This window comes from Streptomyces sp. NPDC039465 (assembly GCF_055639315.1).
Window position 1 is genome coordinate 150,258 of sequence record NZ_JBVKAP010000008.1, and the last position, 19,525, is coordinate 169,782.

At 73.4% G+C, this 19,525-nt stretch carries 19 protein-coding genes and 1 pseudogene; 9 read left to right on the forward strand and 11 right to left on the reverse strand.

Annotated elements, in window-relative coordinates:
- Window position 1: 1 nt before the first annotated feature.
- A complete protein-coding gene (locus ACZ7LT_RS25845; protein ID WP_471238474.1) occupies window positions 2-2,023 on the reverse strand; it encodes a SpoIIE family protein phosphatase in 2,022 nt (673 codons plus the stop codon).
- Window positions 2,024-2,243: 220 nt separating this feature from the next.
- Here ACZ7LT_RS25845 and ACZ7LT_RS25850 point away from each other — a divergent pair, with 220 nt between their 5' ends.
- Together ACZ7LT_RS25850 and ACZ7LT_RS25855 are read left to right on the forward strand one after the other, a co-directional pair.
- Entirely contained in the window at window positions 2,244-2,519 is a 276-nt protein-coding gene (locus tag ACZ7LT_RS25850; protein ID WP_471238475.1) for an isoamylase early set domain-containing protein, read from the forward strand.
- 45 nt (window positions 2,520-2,564) lie between these two features.
- The gene (locus ACZ7LT_RS25855; protein WP_471238476.1) at window positions 2,565-3,362 is read left to right on the forward strand and encodes a VOC family protein; all 798 of its coding nucleotides are present in this window, start codon (window positions 2,565-2,567) and stop codon (window positions 3,360-3,362) included.
- Between the two features lie 155 nt (window positions 3,363-3,517).
- Here ACZ7LT_RS25855 and ACZ7LT_RS25860 read toward each other — a convergent pair whose 3' ends face one another.
- Entirely contained in the window at window positions 3,518-3,688 is a 171-nt protein-coding gene (locus ACZ7LT_RS25860; protein WP_471238477.1) for a CsbD family protein, read from the reverse strand.
- Window positions 3,689-3,847: 159 nt separating this feature from the next.
- Between ACZ7LT_RS25860 and ACZ7LT_RS25865 the strand changes: the two genes are divergently transcribed.
- Window positions 3,848-5,395 (forward strand): FAD-dependent oxidoreductase, encoded by a 1,548-nt coding sequence (locus ACZ7LT_RS25865; protein ID WP_471238478.1) that lies wholly within the window; start codon window positions 3,848-3,850, stop codon window positions 5,393-5,395.
- A gap of 27 nt (window positions 5,396-5,422) precedes the next feature.
- On the opposite strand, the gene ACZ7LT_RS25870 is transcribed toward ACZ7LT_RS25865, so the two are convergent.
- Genes ACZ7LT_RS25870 through ACZ7LT_RS25885 form a run of 4 tightly spaced genes read right to left on the reverse strand, consistent with a single transcriptional unit; the run spans window position 5,423 to window position 8,800 of the window.
- On the reverse strand, window positions 5,423-5,899 hold the full coding sequence (locus ACZ7LT_RS25870) for a DUF3574 domain-containing protein (RefSeq protein ID WP_471238479.1): 477 nt from the start codon (window positions 5,897-5,899) through the stop codon (window positions 5,423-5,425).
- An 8-nt stretch (window positions 5,900-5,907) separates the two neighbouring features.
- Complete coding sequence (locus ACZ7LT_RS25875) at window positions 5,908-6,885, reverse strand: DNA-binding protein (protein WP_471238480.1); 978 nt, start codon at window positions 6,883-6,885, stop codon at window positions 5,908-5,910.
- A complete protein-coding gene (locus ACZ7LT_RS25880) occupies window positions 6,882-8,090 on the reverse strand; it encodes an MAB_1171c family putative transporter (RefSeq protein ID WP_471238481.1) in 1,209 nt (402 codons plus the stop codon). The genes ACZ7LT_RS25875 and ACZ7LT_RS25880 overlap by 4 nt, the downstream gene beginning before the upstream one ends.
- Window positions 8,087-8,800, reverse strand: a complete 714-nt coding sequence (locus ACZ7LT_RS25885; protein ID WP_471238482.1) for a hypothetical protein — start codon at window positions 8,798-8,800, stop codon at window positions 8,087-8,089. Before ACZ7LT_RS25885 ends, ACZ7LT_RS25880 begins: the two co-directional genes overlap by 4 nt.
- Before the next feature lie 120 nt (window positions 8,801-8,920).
- Here ACZ7LT_RS25885 and ACZ7LT_RS25890 point away from each other — a divergent pair, with 120 nt between their 5' ends.
- From ACZ7LT_RS25890 to ACZ7LT_RS25910, 5 genes and pseudogenes are all read left to right on the forward strand, one after another.
- The gene (locus tag ACZ7LT_RS25890) at window positions 8,921-9,367 is read left to right on the forward strand and encodes an SRPBCC family protein (RefSeq protein WP_471238483.1); all 447 of its coding nucleotides are present in this window, start codon (window positions 8,921-8,923) and stop codon (window positions 9,365-9,367) included.
- A 95-nt stretch (window positions 9,368-9,462) separates the two neighbouring features.
- Entirely contained in the window at window positions 9,463-10,545 is a 1,083-nt protein-coding gene (locus tag ACZ7LT_RS25895; RefSeq protein WP_471238484.1) for an NAD-dependent epimerase/dehydratase family protein, read from the forward strand.
- 355 nt (window positions 10,546-10,900) lie between these two features.
- Window positions 10,901-11,596: pseudogene (locus ACZ7LT_RS25900) on the forward strand (glycosyltransferase family 2 protein); the annotation flags it as partial.
- A 611-nt stretch (window positions 11,597-12,207) separates the two neighbouring features.
- A complete protein-coding gene (locus ACZ7LT_RS25905; RefSeq protein WP_471238485.1) occupies window positions 12,208-12,852 on the forward strand; it encodes a TIGR04282 family arsenosugar biosynthesis glycosyltransferase in 645 nt (214 codons plus the stop codon).
- On the forward strand, window positions 12,849-13,523 hold the full coding sequence (locus ACZ7LT_RS25910) for a class I SAM-dependent methyltransferase (RefSeq protein WP_471238486.1): 675 nt from the start codon (window positions 12,849-12,851) through the stop codon (window positions 13,521-13,523). The genes ACZ7LT_RS25905 and ACZ7LT_RS25910 overlap by 4 nt, the downstream gene beginning before the upstream one ends.
- Here the strand turns inward: ACZ7LT_RS25910 and ACZ7LT_RS25915 are convergent.
- A complete protein-coding gene (locus tag ACZ7LT_RS25915) occupies window positions 13,438-13,971 on the reverse strand; it encodes a hypothetical protein (protein WP_471238487.1) in 534 nt (177 codons plus the stop codon). The two genes, ACZ7LT_RS25910 and ACZ7LT_RS25915, sit on opposite strands and share 86 nt — an antisense overlap.
- Window positions 13,968-15,128 (reverse strand): molybdopterin-dependent oxidoreductase, encoded by a 1,161-nt coding sequence (locus ACZ7LT_RS25920; RefSeq protein ID WP_471238488.1) that lies wholly within the window; start codon window positions 15,126-15,128, stop codon window positions 13,968-13,970. Before ACZ7LT_RS25920 ends, ACZ7LT_RS25915 begins: the two co-directional genes overlap by 4 nt.
- A 230-nt stretch (window positions 15,129-15,358) precedes the next feature.
- On the opposite strand from ACZ7LT_RS25920, the gene ACZ7LT_RS25925 reads away from it, so the two are divergent.
- A complete protein-coding gene (locus tag ACZ7LT_RS25925) occupies window positions 15,359-16,747 on the forward strand; it encodes a glycosyltransferase 87 family protein (protein WP_471238489.1) in 1,389 nt (462 codons plus the stop codon).
- Here the strand turns inward: ACZ7LT_RS25925 and ACZ7LT_RS25930 are convergent.
- The 3 genes from ACZ7LT_RS25930 to ACZ7LT_RS25940 form a co-directional block, all read right to left on the reverse strand.
- Window positions 16,734-17,267: a hypothetical protein gene (locus ACZ7LT_RS25930; protein WP_471238490.1), complete on the reverse strand. Its 534-nt coding sequence runs from the start codon at window positions 17,265-17,267 to the stop codon at window positions 16,734-16,736. The genes ACZ7LT_RS25925 and ACZ7LT_RS25930 overlap by 14 nt on opposite strands.
- Before the next feature lie 234 nt (window positions 17,268-17,501).
- Window positions 17,502-18,050, reverse strand: coding sequence for a heme-binding beta-barrel domain-containing protein (locus ACZ7LT_RS25935; RefSeq protein ID WP_471238491.1), 549 nt, complete (start codon window positions 18,048-18,050; stop codon window positions 17,502-17,504).
- 47 nt (window positions 18,051-18,097) lie between these two features.
- The gene (locus tag ACZ7LT_RS25940) at window positions 18,098-19,075 is read right to left on the reverse strand and encodes an alpha/beta hydrolase family protein (RefSeq protein WP_471238492.1); all 978 of its coding nucleotides are present in this window, start codon (window positions 19,073-19,075) and stop codon (window positions 18,098-18,100) included.
- Between the last annotated feature and the right edge of the window lie 450 nt (window positions 19,076-19,525).

Here is a 19,525-nt window from a genome sequence, read left to right on the forward strand (position 1 = left end):
GTCAGGTGCTGGGGAGGGTACGGGCCAGCAGGACCGCCACGTCGTCCTGTGCCGGGAGCGGCAGGAGCCGCGCGAGGATGCCGTCGCAGAGCTCGTCCAGCGGCCGGGCGAACTGCCTCAGCGCCTGTCCGAGCTGCTCCATGCCCTGGTCGAGGTCCCGGTCGCGGGCCTCGATGAGGCCGTCGGTGTACAGGGCGAGGAGGCTGCCCGGCGGCAGCGGCACCTGTTCGGTCCTGAAGTCGTGTCCGCCGGTGCCCAGCGGGGTGCCCTGGGGTCCGTCGAGGAAGGCGATCGTGCCGTCCGGGCCGACGACCGCGGGTGGCGGGTGCCCGGCCCGGGCGATCACGCAGACGCCGGTGGTCGGGTCGTGGACGGCGTAGACGCAGGTCGCCATCTCGTCCTCGCCGAGGTCGGCGACGACCGCGTCGAGGGAGCGGAGCATCCGCTCGGGGGGAATGTCGTGCCGGGCGAGGGTGCGGACCGCAGTGCGCAGCTGCCCCATGACGGCGGCCGCGTGGATGCCGTGGCCCATCACGTCGCCGATGACCAGGCCGGTCCTGCCCTCGGGCAGGGTGATGACGTCGAACCAGTCGCCGCCCACGTCATGGTCGCTGGCGGGCAGGTAGCGCCCGGTGAGTTCCAGTCCTGTGACGTCCGGCAGGGCGCTGTTGGTGAGACTGCGCTGGAGGGTGAGGGCGGCGGCCCGCTGCATGGTGTACATGCGGGCGTTGTCGATGTTGAGGGCGGCGCGGGCGACGAGTTCGTCGATGAGCACACAGTCCTGCTGGTCGAAGGGCTCCCGGCCGCGGACGCGGGTGACCGCCACGGCCCCGAGCACCTTGCCGCGGGCGACCAGCGGCACGAGCCGGGCGGAGCCGATGTGGGTGGTGAGGTACGTGCGCAGCGCCTCGGCGCGGGGCTCCTTGATCAGGGCCGGGACGTCGGAGGTGTACAGGTTCATCGGCACGCCGTCGTGGATGACCTGCTCGTACACCGAGCCGAGCGGGATCTGGAAGGTCTGGCCCGCGGCGAGTGTGGCCGTGGGGGCCGTGGGGTCGGGGAACCTGGCCGCGAGACGGCGGAGTACGCCCCTGGTGGAGGCGGCCGACTCGTCGGGTTCGAGGACCGATTCCAGCATCTGTACGTCGGCGGAGTCGGCGAGCTGGGGCACGAGGACCTCGACGACCTCCTCGGCGGTCTGGTGCAGGTCCAGGGTTGTGCCGATCCGCGCTCCGGCCTCGGCGAGCAGGGCGAAGCGGTGGCGGGCCCGCTCGGCGTCGATCTGCGCCTGCTCGCTGTCGGTGATGTCGATCAGGGAGGCGATCAGGCCCAGCGGGCGTCCGGCGTTGTCGAGGAGGGGCGCGTACGAGCAGGACCAGGTCCGGTCGCGGTCGGGGTCGGCGGCGGTGCGGCCGGTGCGGCGGGCGTCGACGATGGCCGTGCCGCGTTCCAGGACCTGCCGCATCATCGACTCCAGCGCGGTGGCGTTGACGCCGGGCACCACCTCGGTGAGGCGTTTGCCGAGGTGGGCGGCGGCGGAGACGCCGTTCATCCGGGCCAGGGCGTCGTTGACGCGCAGGAAGCGCAGGTCGGGGCCGAGGGTGGCGAGCCCGATCGGCGACTGGGTGAACAGGCTCTCCAGGGCGGCCAGGGAGTCCCGCATCCGCAGCACCTCGGAGGTCTCCACGGCGATCAGCATGGCGCCGGGGCTGCCCTGCGGGTCGCGCGCGGGCACGATCCACATCTCCATCGTGACGTCATGGCCGTCGCGGTGGCGTACGGGCAGGGTGCCGACGACGGTCTCGCCGGCCTGGACGCGGCGGGTCAGCTGGTCGGCGAGTGCGCGGTTGGCCTCGGGGACGAGGAGGGGGGTGGCGGGGCGGTCGATGACGTCCTCGGGCCGGTATCCGAGCAGGTCCTGCGCGGCCAGCGACCACTCCACGACGCGTCCGTGGGTGTCCTCGCGCCACAGGGCGATCGGCAGGAGCTCGCGGAGCACGCCCGCGTACCCGACAGCCGCCATGTGCTGGTCCGGTACCTCGCTCGTCGACTGATGAGTGTCCAACGCAACGACCTAACCCCGGGGGGCGCATTTCCTATCGAATCACCCTATCCGAGACATCGAGCGGGAGCGCCTCTCAGGCCCGCCGACCGGTGGCCGTCGGCCGTGTCGACGTGCGGACCGCCGGAGCCGGGAGCAGGATGGTCGCGATTCCCCCTCCGATTCCGGCAGGAGCCGCCCCATGCTCGAACGCACCCACCGCAAGGACCGGACCGAGGTCACCTTCGTCCTTCCGGCCGACAACCCGCCGGGGCCGGTGAGCGTGGTCGGCGACTTCAACGACTGGGACCCGCACGCCCACCCCCTCAAGGCCACGGCGGACGAGCGGCGGGCCGTCACCATCGCCCTACCGAGCAGCAGCAGCCACTCCTTCCGCTATCTGGCCGCAGGTGACTACTGGTTCAACGACGAGTCGGCCGACGGTCAGGACGGCCCCAACAGCCGCCTGCACACCTGATTCACCTCACCGAACGGACCCGCACCGACGGAAGGAGGGGTGGCCATGGTGCTGGTGAAGTCGGAGGTGCTCGGCGCGCCCTGCTGGCTGAGTCTGATGGCCCGCGATCTCGAGGCGGCGGAGCGCTTCTACAGCGCGGTCCTGGGGTGGACGTTCCAGCGGGGCGCGCTCGGCCAGGTGTTCTCCGTGGCCGAGCTGGACGGTGTGCCGGTGGCGGGCATCGGGGCGCTAGCCGGCGAGCTCGCCGTGCCCGTGGCCTGGATGCCGTACTTCACCGTCGACGACGCCGACGCCGCCGCCTCACGCGTCCGAGAGCGCGGCGGGACGGTCGGCGTCGGCCCGGTCTCCTACCCGCCGGGAGGCCGGGCGGCCCTCGTCTCCGACCCCGAGGGCGCGTCCTTCGGAGTCTGGGAGGGGCGCGTGCTGGCCGACTGGCGGGTGGGCGACGGGGAGGCGCCCGCCTGGCTGGAGCTGCACACCCGCAACGCCTTCGACGCGGCCATGTTCTACGGCGAGGTCCTGGAATGGGGTCAGGACAGCCAGGATGGCGCGGGCTGCTGCGAGGTCTCCTACGAGGAGGACCGGGTGGTCCTGCGCCATGACGGCCAGGCCGTCGCCCGGCTGAACAGCGGCCCGGTGGAGGAGGCGGCGCCGAAGCCGCAGCTGCGGCCGCGCTGGCTGGTCCACTTCAAGGTCCCCGCCCTCGAACCGGCCAAGGCAGCGGCGATCGAGCACGGCGGCGGTGTCGTCGAGAGCGCCGCGTGGCGCGGCGGGCAGCAGGTGACCCTGCGCGACCCGGACGGCGGCCTGTTCACCCTCGACGAATCCCCCAGGGCCGGGTGACCACGCCTCATCCTGGGCGGCAGGAGGGGCCCGTACGTGCCCTCGCACCCGACGATCCCCGGCAGCCGGTGGCCCCGTACCCGAAAGCGGGTACGGGGCCACCGGTCACGGACAGCTCGCGGCTCGGACTACGTGTCCTTCTTCATCCGCGCGGATTACTTGTTCTTCTTCATCCGCTCGCGCGCCTTGGCCGCGGTCTCCTCCATCTTGCCGCCGGCCTGCTCACCGCGGCCTTCGGCCTGCATGCGCTGGTCGTCGGTCATGTCACCGGCGGCTTCCTTCATCTTGCCCTTGACCTGACGCGCCTTGCCCTTTGCCTTGGCCATCTCAGACTCCTTTTCTTGGCATTTGAGGGGGTTTGCCTCATTCACTCTGGGGCGCCCCGGGGCCGGTCGCAACCCGTGACGGTCCGATCACTCACGCATCCGGCTCCCCTCGTCGGGTAGCCGCCCTTCGACACGGGCCTACGAGCGGCGGGAGGCATCATGAACGGCACGACCGGGCGGGCGGCCCCGCTCTCGCACTGGCTGGCCACCGCGCACCGTCCCGCCAGGCCCCGCCTGGAGGAGGACCTCAGCACCGACGTCGCCGTCGTCGGCGGTGGGATCGCCGGGCTCATGACGGCCTGGGAGCTGGTCAAGGCCGGGCGCGAGACGGTGCTCCTGGAGGCGGATCAGATCCTCTCGGGGACCACCGGTTTCACCACCGGCAAGCTCACGGCCCTGCACGGTCTGCGCTACGAACGGCTGCGGCACACGGTGGGCACCGAAGGCGCCGAGCTCTACGCCGCCTCGCAGCAGGACGCCCTCGCCCATGCGGCCGCGTGCTGCGCCGAGTGGGGCATCGACGCCGAACTGGAGCGGCGGTCCGCCTACACGTACGTCCGCGCGGACGACCGCGTCCGGGAGATCCGGGCCGAGTCGGCCGCCGCCCGGACCGCGGGGCTCGACGCGCACTTCGTCACCGAGACCCCGCTGCCGTTTCCGGTGGCGGCCGCCGTACGGCTGGACGAGCAGTACCAGTTCCACCCCGCCGCCTTCCTGACGGCCCTGGCGGACGCGTTCACGGCGGCCGGCGGGCGGATCTTCGAGCACACCCGGGTCGCCTCCCTGCACGAGCACGCCCGGATCCACCTGGAGACGTCCGACGGCTTCGACGTGCACGCCTCCGACGTGGTGGTGGCCACCCACTTCCCGGCCTTCGGCCCGGTCTCCCTGATGGTCCGGCTGACCCCGCGGCGGGAGCTGGTCGTGGCGGCCCCCGTACCGCTGGAGACGGATCCGGACGGCATGTACATCAGCCCGGAGGACGGGACCCGCTCGGTCCGCACGGCGCCGTACGGGCGGGACACCCGGCTGCTGATCGTGACCGGCGAGGCCTTCCGGCCGGGCGACGGCGACGTGGCCGGGCACCAGGAGCGGCTGGAGACCTGGGCGCGGGCGTACTTCCCCGGCTTCGGCGAGACCGGGCCCCTGCTCCGCTGGGCGGCGCAGGACGTGGACCCGGCCGACGGGCTGCCGTTCGTGGGGCATCTGCATCCGGGGACCGAGCACGTCCATGTGGCCACCGGGTTCGGCGGCTGGGGCATGAGCGGCGGCATCATGGCCGGCCGGCTGCTCGCCGCGCATCTGACGGGCGGTCCGCGGCCGCCGTGGACCGAGCTCTACGACCCGCGCCGGCTGCCGCCGGTCCGCGAGGTGCCGGGGCTGCTGAAGTCCCAGGCGACGGTCGCCGGGCACTTCGTGGGCGACCGGCTCCATCTGCCGGGCCCCGAGACCGTGGCGGACCTGGCCCCGGGCGCGGGCACCGTCGTACGCGACCGGGGACACGCGTATGCCGTCCACCGGGACGCGTCGGGCACCCTGCGCACGGTCTCGGCCCGCTGCACCCACATGGGCTGTCTGGTGGCGTACAACGACGTCGAGGAGGCGTGGGAGTGCCCGTGCCACGGCTCGCGTTTCGCCCCGGACGGTTCGGTCCTCCAGGGACCGGCCACCGACCCTCTGGAGGCGGCGGACGATCCCCGGAGCTGACCGACGGGTCGGGTGCCGGTCAGAAGGTCAGAAGTCGACCTGGGCGCGGACGTCGGCCCGGCCGACGGACTCCAGGTCGTAGAGGGCGCAGTAGGCCCGGCGGATGTACTCGATGTCGTCGTTCAGGTCCGGGGCCTGTCTCGCGGGGTAGAGCACGGTCAGTTCGTAGGACCGCTCGCGGTTGATGTCGCCATCCTTGTCGCGCCACTGGCCGCGGCCCTCCTGGAGGGTCAGTCCTGACGGGAAGCGGGGGGTGATGACGTCGTTGACGAACCGCATGAACTCCGCGTCGGTTATGGGTGGTTTGCCGTCGTGCCGGCCGGTGCCGAAGTAGAGATGGGTGGACACGTACGGACTCATGCGTCCGGTGGTGTTCTGCTCCGCCGCGGCGGGCGCCGCAGGGGTTTGGACGGCGGCGCCCGTGACGGGTCCTCCGGAGGCGAGGAGGAGTAACGCCGCGATGAAGATCGCGGCCGCGGACGTCGACACCCGGATGTGGCGCATGCTGTCCCTTATCTGTAGCGGGGGTGGGGGCTGCTGGTGCCGGCTGCCGAGGCGGGCAGGGAGTCCAGCAGGTAGGCGGCGGCGTCCCGTAGCCGCGCCGGAGCGGCGGCGTGGGCGCGCATGGCGCGCGCGGTGCCGCCGAGTCTCTCGGTGGTCCGTACGGACCCGATACGGGCGGCCCGGGGGGCGAGGTCCTCGATCAGGTCCTCCGCCTCCCGCCAGGCCCCGGCCCGCACCAGCGCCGACAACAGCTCCGCGCCGAACAGATGGCGGTACGAGGGCCCGGGCGCGGTGGCCGCCTCGTACAGAAGGGGTATGGCCCGGCCCCATTGCCGCAGCCGGGCCAGGACCCAGCCCCGGTGGCCGAGGAGTTCGGTCTCGTCGATCCACCACGCCCAGGGGGGATCGTGGCGGGAGAGACCATCGAGGAAGCGGCCGCGGGCGCGGGAGAGCAGCCGCAGGGTCTCGTCGTGGCCGCCGAGCAGGGCGGTGGCGTGCGCCTGACGGATGAGGACGAGGCTGTCCACCCGGGCCGGCAGGGGGCGCGCGCCGCCCACGCGGGCGGCGCTCTCCAGGGCGGCCTTCGGCTGCCCTGTGTGGGCCCCGAGCATGCTGTGGTTGAGCAGCACGAGCCGGGCCGTCCAGCGGTCCCCCGCGCGCTCGGCGAGCGCCAGGGCGCGCAGGTTGGCCCGGTGGGCGTGCCGGGGCAGACCGGCGTCGAAGAGGATCCAGCCGATGACCTCGGTGAGCTCCGACAGCGCCGCGAGCAGGTCGCCGTCGAGTCCGGTCAGTCTCGCGGGTGGTGCGGTGAGTTCGGGGACCTCCCGCAGGGTCGCCCGTACGCCCTCCATCGCGGCGGTCGCCCCGTGCTCGGCGTCCAGGGCGACGAGCCGCCGGATGGCACTCAGGGCGCGCGCAACCGTCGTACCGGATCCGTCGCCGCACGCCGCCCCGAGGCCCGCAGCGGGCCGGGCGGCCCGCGTCATGACAGCAGCTGGGCGTCGTCGCGGCCCAGGCGGCGCCGGCCGAGGGCGGAGAACGACGACGCCACCTTGGTCAGCCACTCCACCTCGTCACGGAAGTCCTCGTACGGCGGGCGTACGGGAATGTCGGTGGCGTCGGCCCGCTCGGCCCGCTCCGCGGGCGGCCTGCTGAGCACGGCGCGGACCTGGAGCGCCTCGCCCAGCGGTGACGTGGGGTCCTCGGGGAGCCGCAGGGAGCGGGCCATCCGGGAGAAGTCCTCCAGGGAGAGCGAGGTGCGCAGCATCAGCTGGCCGTCACGGATCTCGATGACGCGCCGGTAGAGGCTGTAGTGCGGGTCGCGGGTGGGGATGATGTCGCGCGGCCAGGACCGGGGCGGGGCCAGCGCGATGTCCGGCGAGGCCTGGTAGAGGGCCCACCACAGGGGCCGCAGCCGGAGGTAGGAGCGGTAGCTGCGCAGCCAGCCGAGCGCGCGGGTGAGGTGGATGCCCCAGGACGGAATGGTCCAGCCGGTGATCTGGAGCAGGGCGCCGATGCTGCCGCAGGTCCACTGGATGGGGTCGAGCCCGGAGCCGTCGAAGTGCAGCCGGGTGCCGGCGATCTGGATGCCGCGGGTGACGCAGTAGACCATGATCAGGCTCGCGCCGAGGGTGACGGTGCGCATGCCGACCTTGAGCCACTGCCGGTTGGCCATCTTGGTGAACCGCAGGGAGAGCCGTACGGTCTCGAACTGCCCCACGGCGCACAGCAGCAGATAGAACGACATGTAGGCCGCGTATCCGCCGTCCTGGATGCTCAGCAGGATCGTCGAGGTCGCCGTCTCGGAGTCGGCCACCGGGCTGACGGCGAGGGACGCGGCCACCAGGACGCAGAGCGCGGCGGCGAAGAAGAGCAGCCGGCCGCGGGCCCGGCGCCGGGCCTCGTCGGGCGGGCAGGACCAGTAGACGAGCACGACCTGCTGGGCCGCGGTGAGGACGACGACCAGCACCTGCACGATCAGTGAGGTGATGTTGGGGAGCCCGAACAGGTCGGAGATGTGCAGCCGCAGGACGTCCAGGTCGACGAGGAAACTGAGACCGGAGCAGAGGAAGTAGGTGCACAGCGCCCACAGGGCGATGTCGTGCTTTCTGCGCAGCAGATCGGGCAGCCGGTAGCCGAAGGCCGCGAGTCCGCCGATCGCGCAGATCCACGAGAGAACTCCGTAGATCACACGGCCCCCTGGTCCGGGTTTCCGACACCGCTCTCGATGCGCGCGACGATTTCCGCCGCTTCCTCGGGGACGCCCCAGGCCGGTTCGAGCCAGCGCTTGGTGGCCCGCGCGAGAATCAGCGAGGCCATGGTCTCGGCCTCCTGCTCCTCGTCCTCGCTGTAGCGCGAGCGCATCAGCATGCTGCGTACGTCCGCGGGGTCCACATCGTCCAGCAATTGGCCGGAACCACTCGGGGAGGGGCTCACGGATCCACGGTGCTCGAAGGCGATGTGGGCGAGTTCATGGGCGATGATGTGCTCTTTGTGGGACGCCGAAGCGGCCTTCTCGAAAACGATGATGTCGAAGTCATCCATTTTCAGCCACATGCCGAAGAGATGCCGTTCCGGAAAGGTCATCGGTATCAGATGTATGGGCCTTCGGCGCTGCGTGGACAGATAGTGGTGGAGTTCCTCTATCCCACAGCCGTGCTCCATACCCCAGTCCGCAAGCAGCGCCTCGCAGGTGTGCCGCACCTCTTTGAGACGGCGCCTGAGCCGCCGCTCTTCCGACGACGGTAACGCAGGGCCAGGTAACTTCATTCGCAGTCCTTCACGTTCGGAAGTCCCTGAAGCTTTTGGATGGTCTTTGCCGGTGGTCCATCCCGTGGTCCTGCCGGCGGTCTTGCGGATGCGCCGCCATGATGCCACACCCTTGACAAACTGATGATGCATTCGGGATCCGGTGTTCGACGCCGATGGCCGAGGGTGTTCGCCCCGCGCGGCCCGGCGCGCGGGGCCTCGGGGGCTCTGGGATCCTGCGGGTGAGCAGTTACCGGTGAGTCAGGAGAGAACATGGCCGGACAGTTCGAGGCGAGCGTCGAGATCGACCGCCCCATCGAGGAGGTCTTCGCCTTCCTCGCCGACGGCCGCAACGACCCCGCCTTCAGCCCCCGCGTCCAGCGCATCGAGCGGTCCCCGGACGAACCGACGCAGGTCGGGACGGTGTTCCGCAGCACGGTGAAGGACGCCGGGGTCACCACCGGACGGGCCTTTCGCATCAGCGAGTTCCAGGCGCCGCACCGGATCCGGTGGGCCGAGGTGAGCGAGAACCTCGTGACGGTCCCGGAGGGCGGCTACGACCTGGAAGAGCTGCCCGGCGGGCGGACGCGGGTGCGTATCTTCAACGTCCTGGAGGGCCACGGCTTCGGCAAGCTCCTGGCCGGATTCGCCCTGCGCGCCGCGCGCAAGGACGCGCCCGCGTTCGGGCGCCGCATCAAAGCCGCGGTCGAAGCGTCCTGAGGGGGCGGGGGCCGGCCGTGCGGAGACAGTGACCGAAATCTTACGGTCGCGCGCGGGAGCGACCACGCCCCCCGCGGCGTCCCTACGCTGCGCCCATGCGAGTACTCGTCACCGGAGGCGCGGGCTTCATCGGCGCCCACATCGTCACGGCGCTGACGGCGCGCGGCCACGAACCCCTGGTCCTGGACGCGCTCGTGCCCGCCGCCCACCCCGGGCCGCCGCCCGAGCTGCCGGACGCGGAGTTCGTACGGGCCGACGTGCGCGACGGCGAGGCCGTACGGCGGGCGCTGCGCGGCGTGGACGCCGTGTGCCATCAGGCCGCGATGGTCGGCCTAGGAAAGGACTTCGCCGACGCCCCCGCGTACGTCGACTGCAACGACCACGGCACCGCCGTGCTGCTCGCGGCCGCCGCCGAGGCGGGGGTACGGAAGCTGGTGCTCGCCGGGTCGATGGTGGTGTACGGCGAGGGGCGCTACACCTGCCCGGTCCACGCGCTCGTACGGCCGGGCCCGCGCCGCGCCGAGGACCTCGCGGCCGGGCGGTTCGAGCCGCGCTGCCCGCACTGCGGGGCGGAGCTGGAGCCCGGCCTCGTCACCGAGGACGCGCCCGCCGACCCGCGGAACGTGTACGCCACGACGAAACTGGCGCAGGAGCACCTCACCGCCGCCTGGGCGAGGGCGGTCGGCGGCACGGCGGTGTCGCTGCGCTACCACAACGTGTACGGGCCGGGGATGCCCCGGGACACGCCGTACGCCGGCGTCGCGTCCTTCTTCCGCTCGGCCCTGGCTCGCGGCGAGGCACCGCGGGTCTTCGAGGACGGCGGCCAGCGGCGGGACTTCGTGCACGTACGGGACGTGGCCACGGCGAACGTCACCGCCCTGGAGGCCCTCGCGACCGCCGCGTCCGATGCGCCCGGCGCGCCCGGCACGCTCACCGCGTACAACACGGGCAGCGGCGAGCCGCACACGGTCGCCGAGATGGCCTCGGCCCTGGCGACGGCCCACGGCGGGCCGGAGCCCCTGGTGACGGGCGAGTTCCGCCTCGGCGACGTCCGCCACATCACGGCCGACTCGGCCCGCCTGCGCCGTGACCTGGGCTGGCGCCCGAGTGTGCCGTTCACGGCCGGCATGACGGAATTCGCCCACGCGGGGCAACGGGTGTCGGCGAAGCGCGGGTGACTGCGGGGCGGGGGCGGTGGCGGACCGGGGATGCGTGCAGGTCCGCCAGGCAGGCGACGACTGCCACGGCAGGACGGGACTGGTGGCCGCACGGCCGTGGCGGCCCGGGGGTGCGTGCGGGGTGCCGGGCCGCGCGCTCCAGGGCCGGCGGGCGGGTCGTCCTCGACAGCCGGTGACGACTTCGGTGACGGTCGGGTCGTCCACGACGAGGACGGTGGCCGGGGCTCGGGTCGCTCCATGGACCGAGCCTGGCAGCCACCACCCGGCGCGGGGGGGGCCGGGTGGGCCGCCACCGGGGCGGTGTCCGCGTTTCGTAAGGAGTCGATGTCCGCAATGTCCGGCCCGGATTCCTACGGTGGAGGGCGTGACCGTGACCGTAGATGTCGTACTCCCCTGTCTGAACGAGGCCGAGGCCCTGCCGTGGGTACTGGCCCGGATCCCGGCCGACTGGCGCGCCCTCGTCGTGGACAACGGCTCCACCGACGGATCCGCCGACGTCGCCCGCGTGTGCGGCGCCACGGTGGTGTACGAACCCCGCCGAGGCTTCGGCGCCGCCTGCCACGCCGGGCTCCTCGCCGCCGAGGCGGACATCGTCTGCTTCTGCGACTGCGACGCCTCCCTCGATCCGGGGCTGCTGACCGGGTTCGTGACGGCCGTGTCCGAGGGCCGGGCGGACCTGGTCCTCGGCCGCCGCCGACCGCAGGGCCGCGGGGCCTGGCCGGCCCATGCCCGCGCCGGAAACCTGGCACTCGCCCGGATGCTGCGCCGCCGCACCGGACTGCGCCTGCACGACCTCGGCCCGCTGCGGGCCGCGCGCCGCGCGGAGTTGCTCACCCTCGGCCTGACGGACCGCCGCAGCGGCTACCCGCTGCAGATGGTGGTACGCGCGGCCGACGCGGGATGGCGGGTGAGCGAGGTCGACGTGCCCTATCTGCCCCGTACGGGCCGCTCGAAGGTGACCGGGACGTGGCGCGGGACCTGGCAGGCGGTCCGCGACATGAGCCGGGTCCTGGCGGAGCCGACGGCGGCAGGCGAACCGGCGGCATCCGCCGCGCTCGCGGAACCCGCTGCGGCTGCCGCACCCACCGACACCGCCGAGTCAGCCGCGGCCTCGGAGACGGCCGTGCCTGCCGCGACCACCGCGCCGGCCGCACCCGCAGAGCCCACCGGACCCACCGTGCCGGCTGCGCCACTCGCGCCACCCGGGACCACGGAGACCACCGGACCCGCCGGACGCGCCGGACCCGCCGGACCCGCCGGACCCGCCGGACCCACCGTGCCAGCCGCGCCACCCGCGACCATGGAGACCACCGCGCCGACGGCGCCTGTGGAAGCCGCTGTGCCTGCCGAGACCGCCGCGGCTGCCGAAACCACCGCGCCGGCCGCACCCACCGGACCCGCCGTGCCGGCCGCGCCACTCGCGCCACCCGCAACCATGGAGACCACCGCGCCGACGGCGCCTGTGGAAGCCGCTGTGCCTGCCGAGACCGCCGCGGCTGCCGAAACCACCGCGTCGGCCGCACCCGCCGGACCCGCCGTGCCGGCCGCGCCGCCCGCGGCCGGGGAGACCGTCGCGCCGGCCGCACCCGCGGAGACCGCCGCGGCTGCCGAGGCAGGCGCACCCGGTGCACCCACCGCACCCGCCACCCCGGAGGTCGGCCGGTGACGACCCTGCTCGTCATCGCCAAGGAGCCGTTGCCGGGGAGGGTCAAGACCCGGTTGACGCCGCCCTTCACCGCCTCGCAGGCCGCCGGGCTGGCGCGGGCCGCGCTCGTCGACACGCTGGACGTCGTCGCCGCCTGCCCCGTCCGCCGACGGGTTCTCGTCCTCGACGGCCGCCCGGGTCCGTGGGTGCCGGCCGGGTTCACGGTGGTGCCGCAGTGCGCCGGGGGCCTCGACGAACGCCTCGCCGCGGCCTTCGGCGCCGTTGCCGGGCCGGCTCTCCTGATCGGCATGGACACCCCTCAGGTGACACCGAAGCTGCTCGCCCCGGCCCTTGCCCCGGACGCGTGGGACGCGTACGACGCCTGGTTCGGACCGGCGGTGGACGGCGGTTTCTGGGCGCTCGGCCTGGCCGACGCGGACCCCGCGCTGCTGCGGGGCGTACCCATGTCCGTGCCGGAGACCGGCGCGGTCCAGTACGAGCGGCTCAGGGCGGCCGGGCTGCGGGTGGGCCTGCTGCCCGAGCTGCGGGACGTGGATACCGCCGAGGACGCCCGGCTGGTCGCCGCCGAGGCTCCGACCGGACGGTTCGCCGCCCTGCACGGGGAGTTGACCGCTCGGCTCGGGGCGGCGGTGGGCCGGTGAGCGGGGCGGCCGGGTGGACGGCCGATCCGTACACGGACGCGCTGCGGGCGGGCCGCGGCCCGCTCTATCTGCGGCGCGGGGACGGCTGGGCGCTGCCGCTGGAGGTCGAGCGTTGGTGCGAGGAGCCGGACCCGGCCGACCGGACCGTCCTCGCCCGGGGCCGTGGCACGGTCCTCTACATCGGCTGCGGCCCCGGGCGGCTGGTCACCGCGCTCGCGGCGAGGGGCCACCGCGTCCTAGGTATCGACGTGAGCCCGGCGGCGGTGGCCCGTACCCGAGACACCGGCGGTGCGGCGCTCTGCCGGTCGGTGTTCGACCCCTTGCCCGGCCTGGGCCGCTGGGACACCGCGCTGCTGGTCGACGGCAACATCGGCATCGGGGGCGATCCGGCCGGGCTGCTGCGGCGGCTGACGGACGTGCTCGCCCCCATCGGCCGGGCCGTCGTCGAGTGCGCGGCCGTGGAGGTCGACGAGCGCTGCGAGGTCAGGGTGGACAACGGCCGGGGCGGCCTCGGGGCGCCATTCTCCTGGGCCCGGCTCGGCACGTCGGCGCTCAGCGCGTACGCCGCCACGGCCGGATGGGCCGTCACGCACCGGTGGACGGCGGCGGGACGGGCCTTCGCGGAGCTGGCGAGGCCGGGGCACGGCGCGTTCCCGTCGCCACGCTCCTGAACGCGCGGGGCCCCGTCAGCTCCCGCCGTCCGTCGCGCTCGCCGCGCTGCCAGGACCGCCGACGCCACGACCGCACGGCGGTCACGAGCAGAGCCGCGAGGGCCACCGCCGCGAGGACCAGCAGCAGGTTGCGGCCGTACGGCAGGGGCAGCGCGGACGGGTTGGGCGGCGCGCCGGGGCGTAGCAGCACCGGCAGGGTGATCAGTACGAGCGCGCCACCGGTCACCAGCGCCCCTCGCAGCACCCCCCGCGCCGGGGCCGCCGCGACGAGCAGCCCGACGGCGAGGACGAGCGGCGCGATCACCGCGTCGTGCAGGACGAGCGCCCCGGCGAGCCACAGGGCCACGGCCCCCGCCTCGGGTACGAGCGCCAGCTGCCGGGCGCCGACGCCGACGAGCACCAGACCGAGCACTCCGAGGGCGTACCGCAGGACCGTCGTGCCGCTCACAGCACCTCCAGCCGCGCGACCCACTTCGTCTGCAGGACCCCGGGCCGGTTGGGCGCGATGATGCGCGCCGGGAAGCCGTGGTCGAGGGAGAGCGCCTGCCCGTTGAGAGCGAGCGCGAGCAGCGTGAGCGGATCCTTCGCGTACTCCTGCCCCATGTCCATCACCCGGTACGCGCCGCTCACTTCGAGCGAGACCACCCGCGCGCCCGCCTCCGGCGCCGCTCCCGCCCGGTCCAGCAGGTCCCGTACCCGTACGCCCCGCCACTGGGCGTCCATGCTCCACCCCTCCACGCAGGCGATGGGCAGCCGTACGGTCGTCTGCGGCAGCTCCCGGAGCTGATCGAGGGTCAGCGTGTACGGGCGGGGGCCCAGGACCTCCAGCCGCCAGTCGCGCAGGGCGGTCGTGGTCACCCCCGCGGCGGCCGCGGTGCGGTTGACGGGGAGGCCCTGGGGGCCATGGTCGGGGTGGCGGGGTGCCAGCAGGTCGAGCGGCGCGAGCGGGGTGAGCGCCTGGCCGACCGTGGTCACCGTGACCGCCCCCACGGCGGTGCCCACGCCGAGCAGCAGCGAGCGGCGGTCGGGACCGTCCTCGGCGGGCAGTTGAAGGGTGCCGGGCGACCGACGGCTCCAGTGGGCCCTGATCTCGGGCGCCTTGACCGCGACATGGAGGAGGACGGACCCGGCGACGATCCAGGCGACGGCGTAGTGCGTGGGCACGAACGCGAACGGCCACGGATACCACTCGACGATGTTCAGCAGCCCGGTGAAGACCTGGAAGACGGCGGTGGCCACCAGCACCGCCACGGACAGCCGTTCGAGGGCGTGCCGTACGCCGCGTACGGCCGGCCAGACGAACAGCCTCGGGTAGACGGCCCAGAGTTTGACGAGCAGCAGCACGATCGCCGCGAGTCCGGTGGCGACGTGCAGGCCCTGGGTGAAGCGGTAGCCCCAGACGGGCCGGCTGGGCAGGTAGCCGGCCAGCCAGTCGGGCGGATGCTGGAGGTAATGGCTGATCAGGCCGGTGACGAAGCACACCGCGAACGCGAGCCCGAGCCAGCGGCCGACGGCGGTGGCGGTGCGGGCGTCGTGCAACGGGCGGGTGAAGGAGGGCGGCCGGAGGGGCGGCAGGGCGGGGCGCCGTCGGGTGTGCGGGGTCATGCCCCCATCACACCGCCGCGGCGGGACGGATGGCGGGTCCGACACCTTACGGAACACGGACACCGTGGCGCGTGCGCCCGCCGCGGCGGGCCGGGTGGCCGGCACGTGACGGCCCGGCGCGTGCGCTCACCGCGGGGTCGGCGGGCGTCCGACACGTGGCGGCCTTACGAAACGCGGACACCGTGGCGCGTGCGCCGTCACCCGGCCTCCCCCGCTGCCACTCTGGCCGCATGAGCCGCCCCCGTACCGCCGTCGCCGTCTGGGCCCTCGCGACCGTCGCCGTCCTGCTGACCGCGCTGGTCGCCGCGCTCACGGTCGCGACCCGCGAGGACGGCCCCGCCTCCGGCCCGGCGGCGCTGACCGGGTGGTACGCGCTCTGCTGGGTGCTCTTCGCGGGCTGTGTCCTCGCGCTGCGGTACGCCCCGGCGCGCCGGGTCGTACCGCTCGTACTGGCCGGCTCGCTGGCCATCACCGCCACCGGCCTGGCCGGGCCGCCACGTACGAGCACCGACTCCTTCCGCTACGCCTGGGACGGCCGGGTGCAGGCGGCGGGCGTCTCGCCGTACGACCACGCCCCGGCCGACGAGGCGCTCGCCGCCCTGCGCGACGGATGGCTCTTCCCACGCGGCGCCGACTGCGACGGTCCCGAACTCGCCCCGGTCGGGGACGACGTATGCACCCGGATCAACCGCCCGCTGGTGCACACCATCTACCCGCCCGCCGCTGAGGGCTACTTCCTCGCCGTCCACGTGCTGTCGCCGCCCGGCTCCCGGCACAAGGCCCTCCAGCTCGGCGGGGCGCTACTGTCCGTGGCGGTGACGGCGGTGCTGCTGGCCGTCCTGCGGCGGCGGGGCGACCCGCGCACGGCCGCGTACTGGGCCTTCTGCCCGGCCGTTCCGGTCGAGGCGGTGAACAATGCCCACGCCGACGTCCTCGGCATCCTCCTCGCCGTCGCCGCACTCGCCGTGGTGGGCCGGCGCCGGGCGCTCGGCGGCGCGCTGTTCGGCCTGGCCGTCGCGGTGAAGCTGCTCCCGGCGGTTCTGCTGCCGGGTGCGCTGGCGGGCGTACGGCGGGTGCGCGACGCGGCCGCCGTCCTGCTGCCCGCCGCCGCGATCGTCGCCCTGCTCTACCTGCCGTACGTCCTCACCTCCAGCACCTCGGTCCTCGGCTACCTCGGCGGGTACGCGCGGGAGGAGGGGTACGAGGACCCGTCGGCGGGCGGCCGTTACGCCCTGCTGAGGCTCGCGCTCCCGGACGCCTGGGCGCTGCCTGCCGTCGTCCTCGCCATGACGGCACTCGCCGTCCATGTCCTGCGCCGTGGTGATCCCGAACGCCCTTGGAGCGGCGCCCTGTTGGTGACCGGGACGGTGTTCCTCCTGATCACCCCCGGCTATTCCTGGTACGCCCTGCTCCTGGTGGCGCTGGTCGCCCTCGACGGCCGCTGGGAATGGCTCACGGTGGCCGCCGCGGGCGCGGTGACGTACGTCGGGGCGGGCACGTTCGGCGCCGCGACGGGCACAGTGGCCTACGGTCTGGCGGCCGCGACGGTGACGGCGGGCGCGCTGCTACGGCGCCGGCCGGCGGATCGCGCTGATCGTGCGGCCGTCATCCGCCTCTGAGCCCTTGCTTGTTCAGCCGAGCCTTGGCGGCGTTACGGACGCGTCGGGTCCGGCCGTGCTCGGCGAGGATCCGCAGGGCCTGCGCGGAGGCCGACCCCCCAACAACCTTGCGCTGGAGCCAGTCGGTCGCGGCGATCAGCGCGTCGGGCTCCCAGGGCTCGTCCAGTGAGACGACCGAGACGACTGAGACACCCGAGGCGGCTGAGACGGCTGAGACGGCTGAGACCGCTCTGAGCAGCGACCACTCGGCCAACCGCCGGGTGAGGAACGGGACGGAGGCGACGGCCTCGCTCACGGTCTCCACCCAGACCCCGAATCGCGGGTCCGCGAGCAGCTCCGCCGCCCGCCGGTCCAGGTGCCGGGTCACGGCCGACTCGGCCATGGCCCGGTCGGGATCGGCGAGTACGTCGGCGATCAGAGCGACTTCGCGCTCGGGCGGAACCTGCGCGAAGGCGTCGAGGTACCGCGCGAAGCGCGCGTGCTCGGCCGGCTCCTCGGCCTCGTTCCTCTCCGTTGTCACAGGGCGGAGGGTATGGACCTGATCCGTCCGGGCGGGGTCGTTGACCGGCACGGTCGCACTGATGGTTCGCATGAGTCCCCCCAAGGATGGAATTACTTGGCTGACCAATTAAATGCGCGACACGCCCTCTCCCGCCCAGGTCGTCGAGGCGTGGCAGCAGCTGGAGGACCTCCCCGGGGCGCGGCGCCGCTGACGCCGACCCGGCGGGATGATGGCCCCACGGCCACCGGTGACCTAGGCTCCGCCCCCACGTCGCAGCTGTGCGGAGAGGTGGTGCTGCAGCGACTGGCCGACCGCCGCGAGGTCGTGGATGAACTCGAGCTGGCCGTCGTCGCTCCAGGTGTAGCGACGGCGGGTGGCGTTGACCTCCTTGGCGGTGGGAGTGAGAGCCACCTGATGGGTCACGAGGTCGACCCTGCCGTCGCCGGCGCGGCCGACCAGGATCTCCGCGATTCCCGTGGGCTGGGTGATCAACGCCTCCACGCTCCCCTCGGGCTGCACCCGCCACCAGCCGCTCTCCCGAGCCGACGGCCGCAGCGGGCGGCCCTCGGCGTCGATCAGCCAGGCGCGCGCCTCGTAGTGGAGGAAGGGCCGCCCGTCGTGGCTGAAGGTGACCTCCTGCGCGTACGCGAACCCCTCGTCGATCGTCGGGTACTCCCCGCGGCCCCGCCCGACCCAGGTGCCCAGGAGCCCGGTCACCGGCGCGAGCAGTGGATGCGGCGCCGGTGCTTGGTCCGGCCCGAGGGCGTCGGGGTAAGGGGGCTCCTGAGTGGGGTCGAACATGCTGCGCACTCCTGGGTCGAGACGATTCCGGACGGGGGAAGTGAACGCTACGGCCGGTGGAAGGCGACTTCCGGGTACCGCGCCGACGGCCCGTCCAGCAACGGCGCTTCCCGTCCCCGTAGATGTGTGTCGAGGAAGGCCGTGACATAGGCGCGGGTGATCGCGTCGCAGCGGTCGCCGTCGAGGGGTTGGAGCGGGACGGCGAGCTGTTTGGCCAGAGGCGCCAGGTCGGTGAAGGAGTTGTGCTCGCTGCCGTCGATGGTCAGCCAGCGCTTCCAGCCGGTCAGTTCGGTCCAGGTCTCGTCCCAGGTCGTGTCGGGACCGCCGGGCACGTGGCTGGGCTTGCCGAGCATCAGGAACGGCCGGTTCAGGGGTATGTCGTTGAGGTAGCGGAAGTTGCCGTCCATGTTGACACCCGCCTTGACCCGAGGGTCCGAGAGCATGGTCGGGATGGTGCTGAAGCCGCCGGCCGAGTGCCCGACCATGGCGATGCGGCGGGTGTCGATCAGCGCGCCGCCCCTCCACGCCGGGTGCCTGCCGGTGAGTTCGTCCAGGACGAACGAGACGTCCTCGGCGCGGACGGCTCCCGCCTTGCGGTAGTCCCTGTTCTCGCAGGCGACGCAGGAGGTCGTTCGTCCATCGGGGAACGCGATGCCGTCGGCCTCGTAGTTGTGTCCGATTCCGGCCACGACATAGCCGCGGCCGGCCAGCTCTTCGGCGAGCCCAGTCAGGGTGGCGCGCGGCATCCCGAAACCCGGTGACAGGACGACCAGCGGAAGTCCGCCGCGCGCCTTCACCGGCTTGGCGTCGAGGGTCGCATGCGTCCTCACCGTGCTCAACACGTCCGGCGGCACGGGCACGCCGTTGGCTTTCATGTACAGCCGGGACTCTTCGGCCGTCATGTACGGCGCGGGCGTACCGGAGGGCTTCGCGGCCGGATACCAGAGCGAGACCATCAACTCGCGGCGCTCCTGCGGCACCCACGGATCGGCCCGGTCCTCGTCCACCAGATGCACGGTGGTCATGCCTGTGTGGTGCTTTCCGGTGGGCTCCGGCAACGTCGGCGCGACGTGCGCCGGCCGTAACGGCGCGGCTTCGGCATAAGCGGCTTCGGCATGAGCGGGAACGGCGCCGCCCGTGCCGGCCAAGGCCATGGCGAATGCCGCTCCGGCCAGCAGTACGCGTCTCATTGACGTCCTTCCGTCGGTGCCCTGCCTCATGGGGGCAGGTCGGTCTCGTGAAGGAACGCTACGGACCGACCCGGCTGCCGCCATCCACCCGTGGGCGACATACCTGGGATGTACGGCGACGGGCACCGGTCAGCCCAGGAACGTCAGCCGGACCTGGCGCTCAGGGTTGTCCTTGTTCGTGTCCGCCAACCTCCGCAAGGACAACCCCAGCGTAGCTGCGCGTGATCTCGGCTCAGTCTCCGCCGGGGTCACCACCATCCCCTGACTCCAGGGACTCGACGGTGC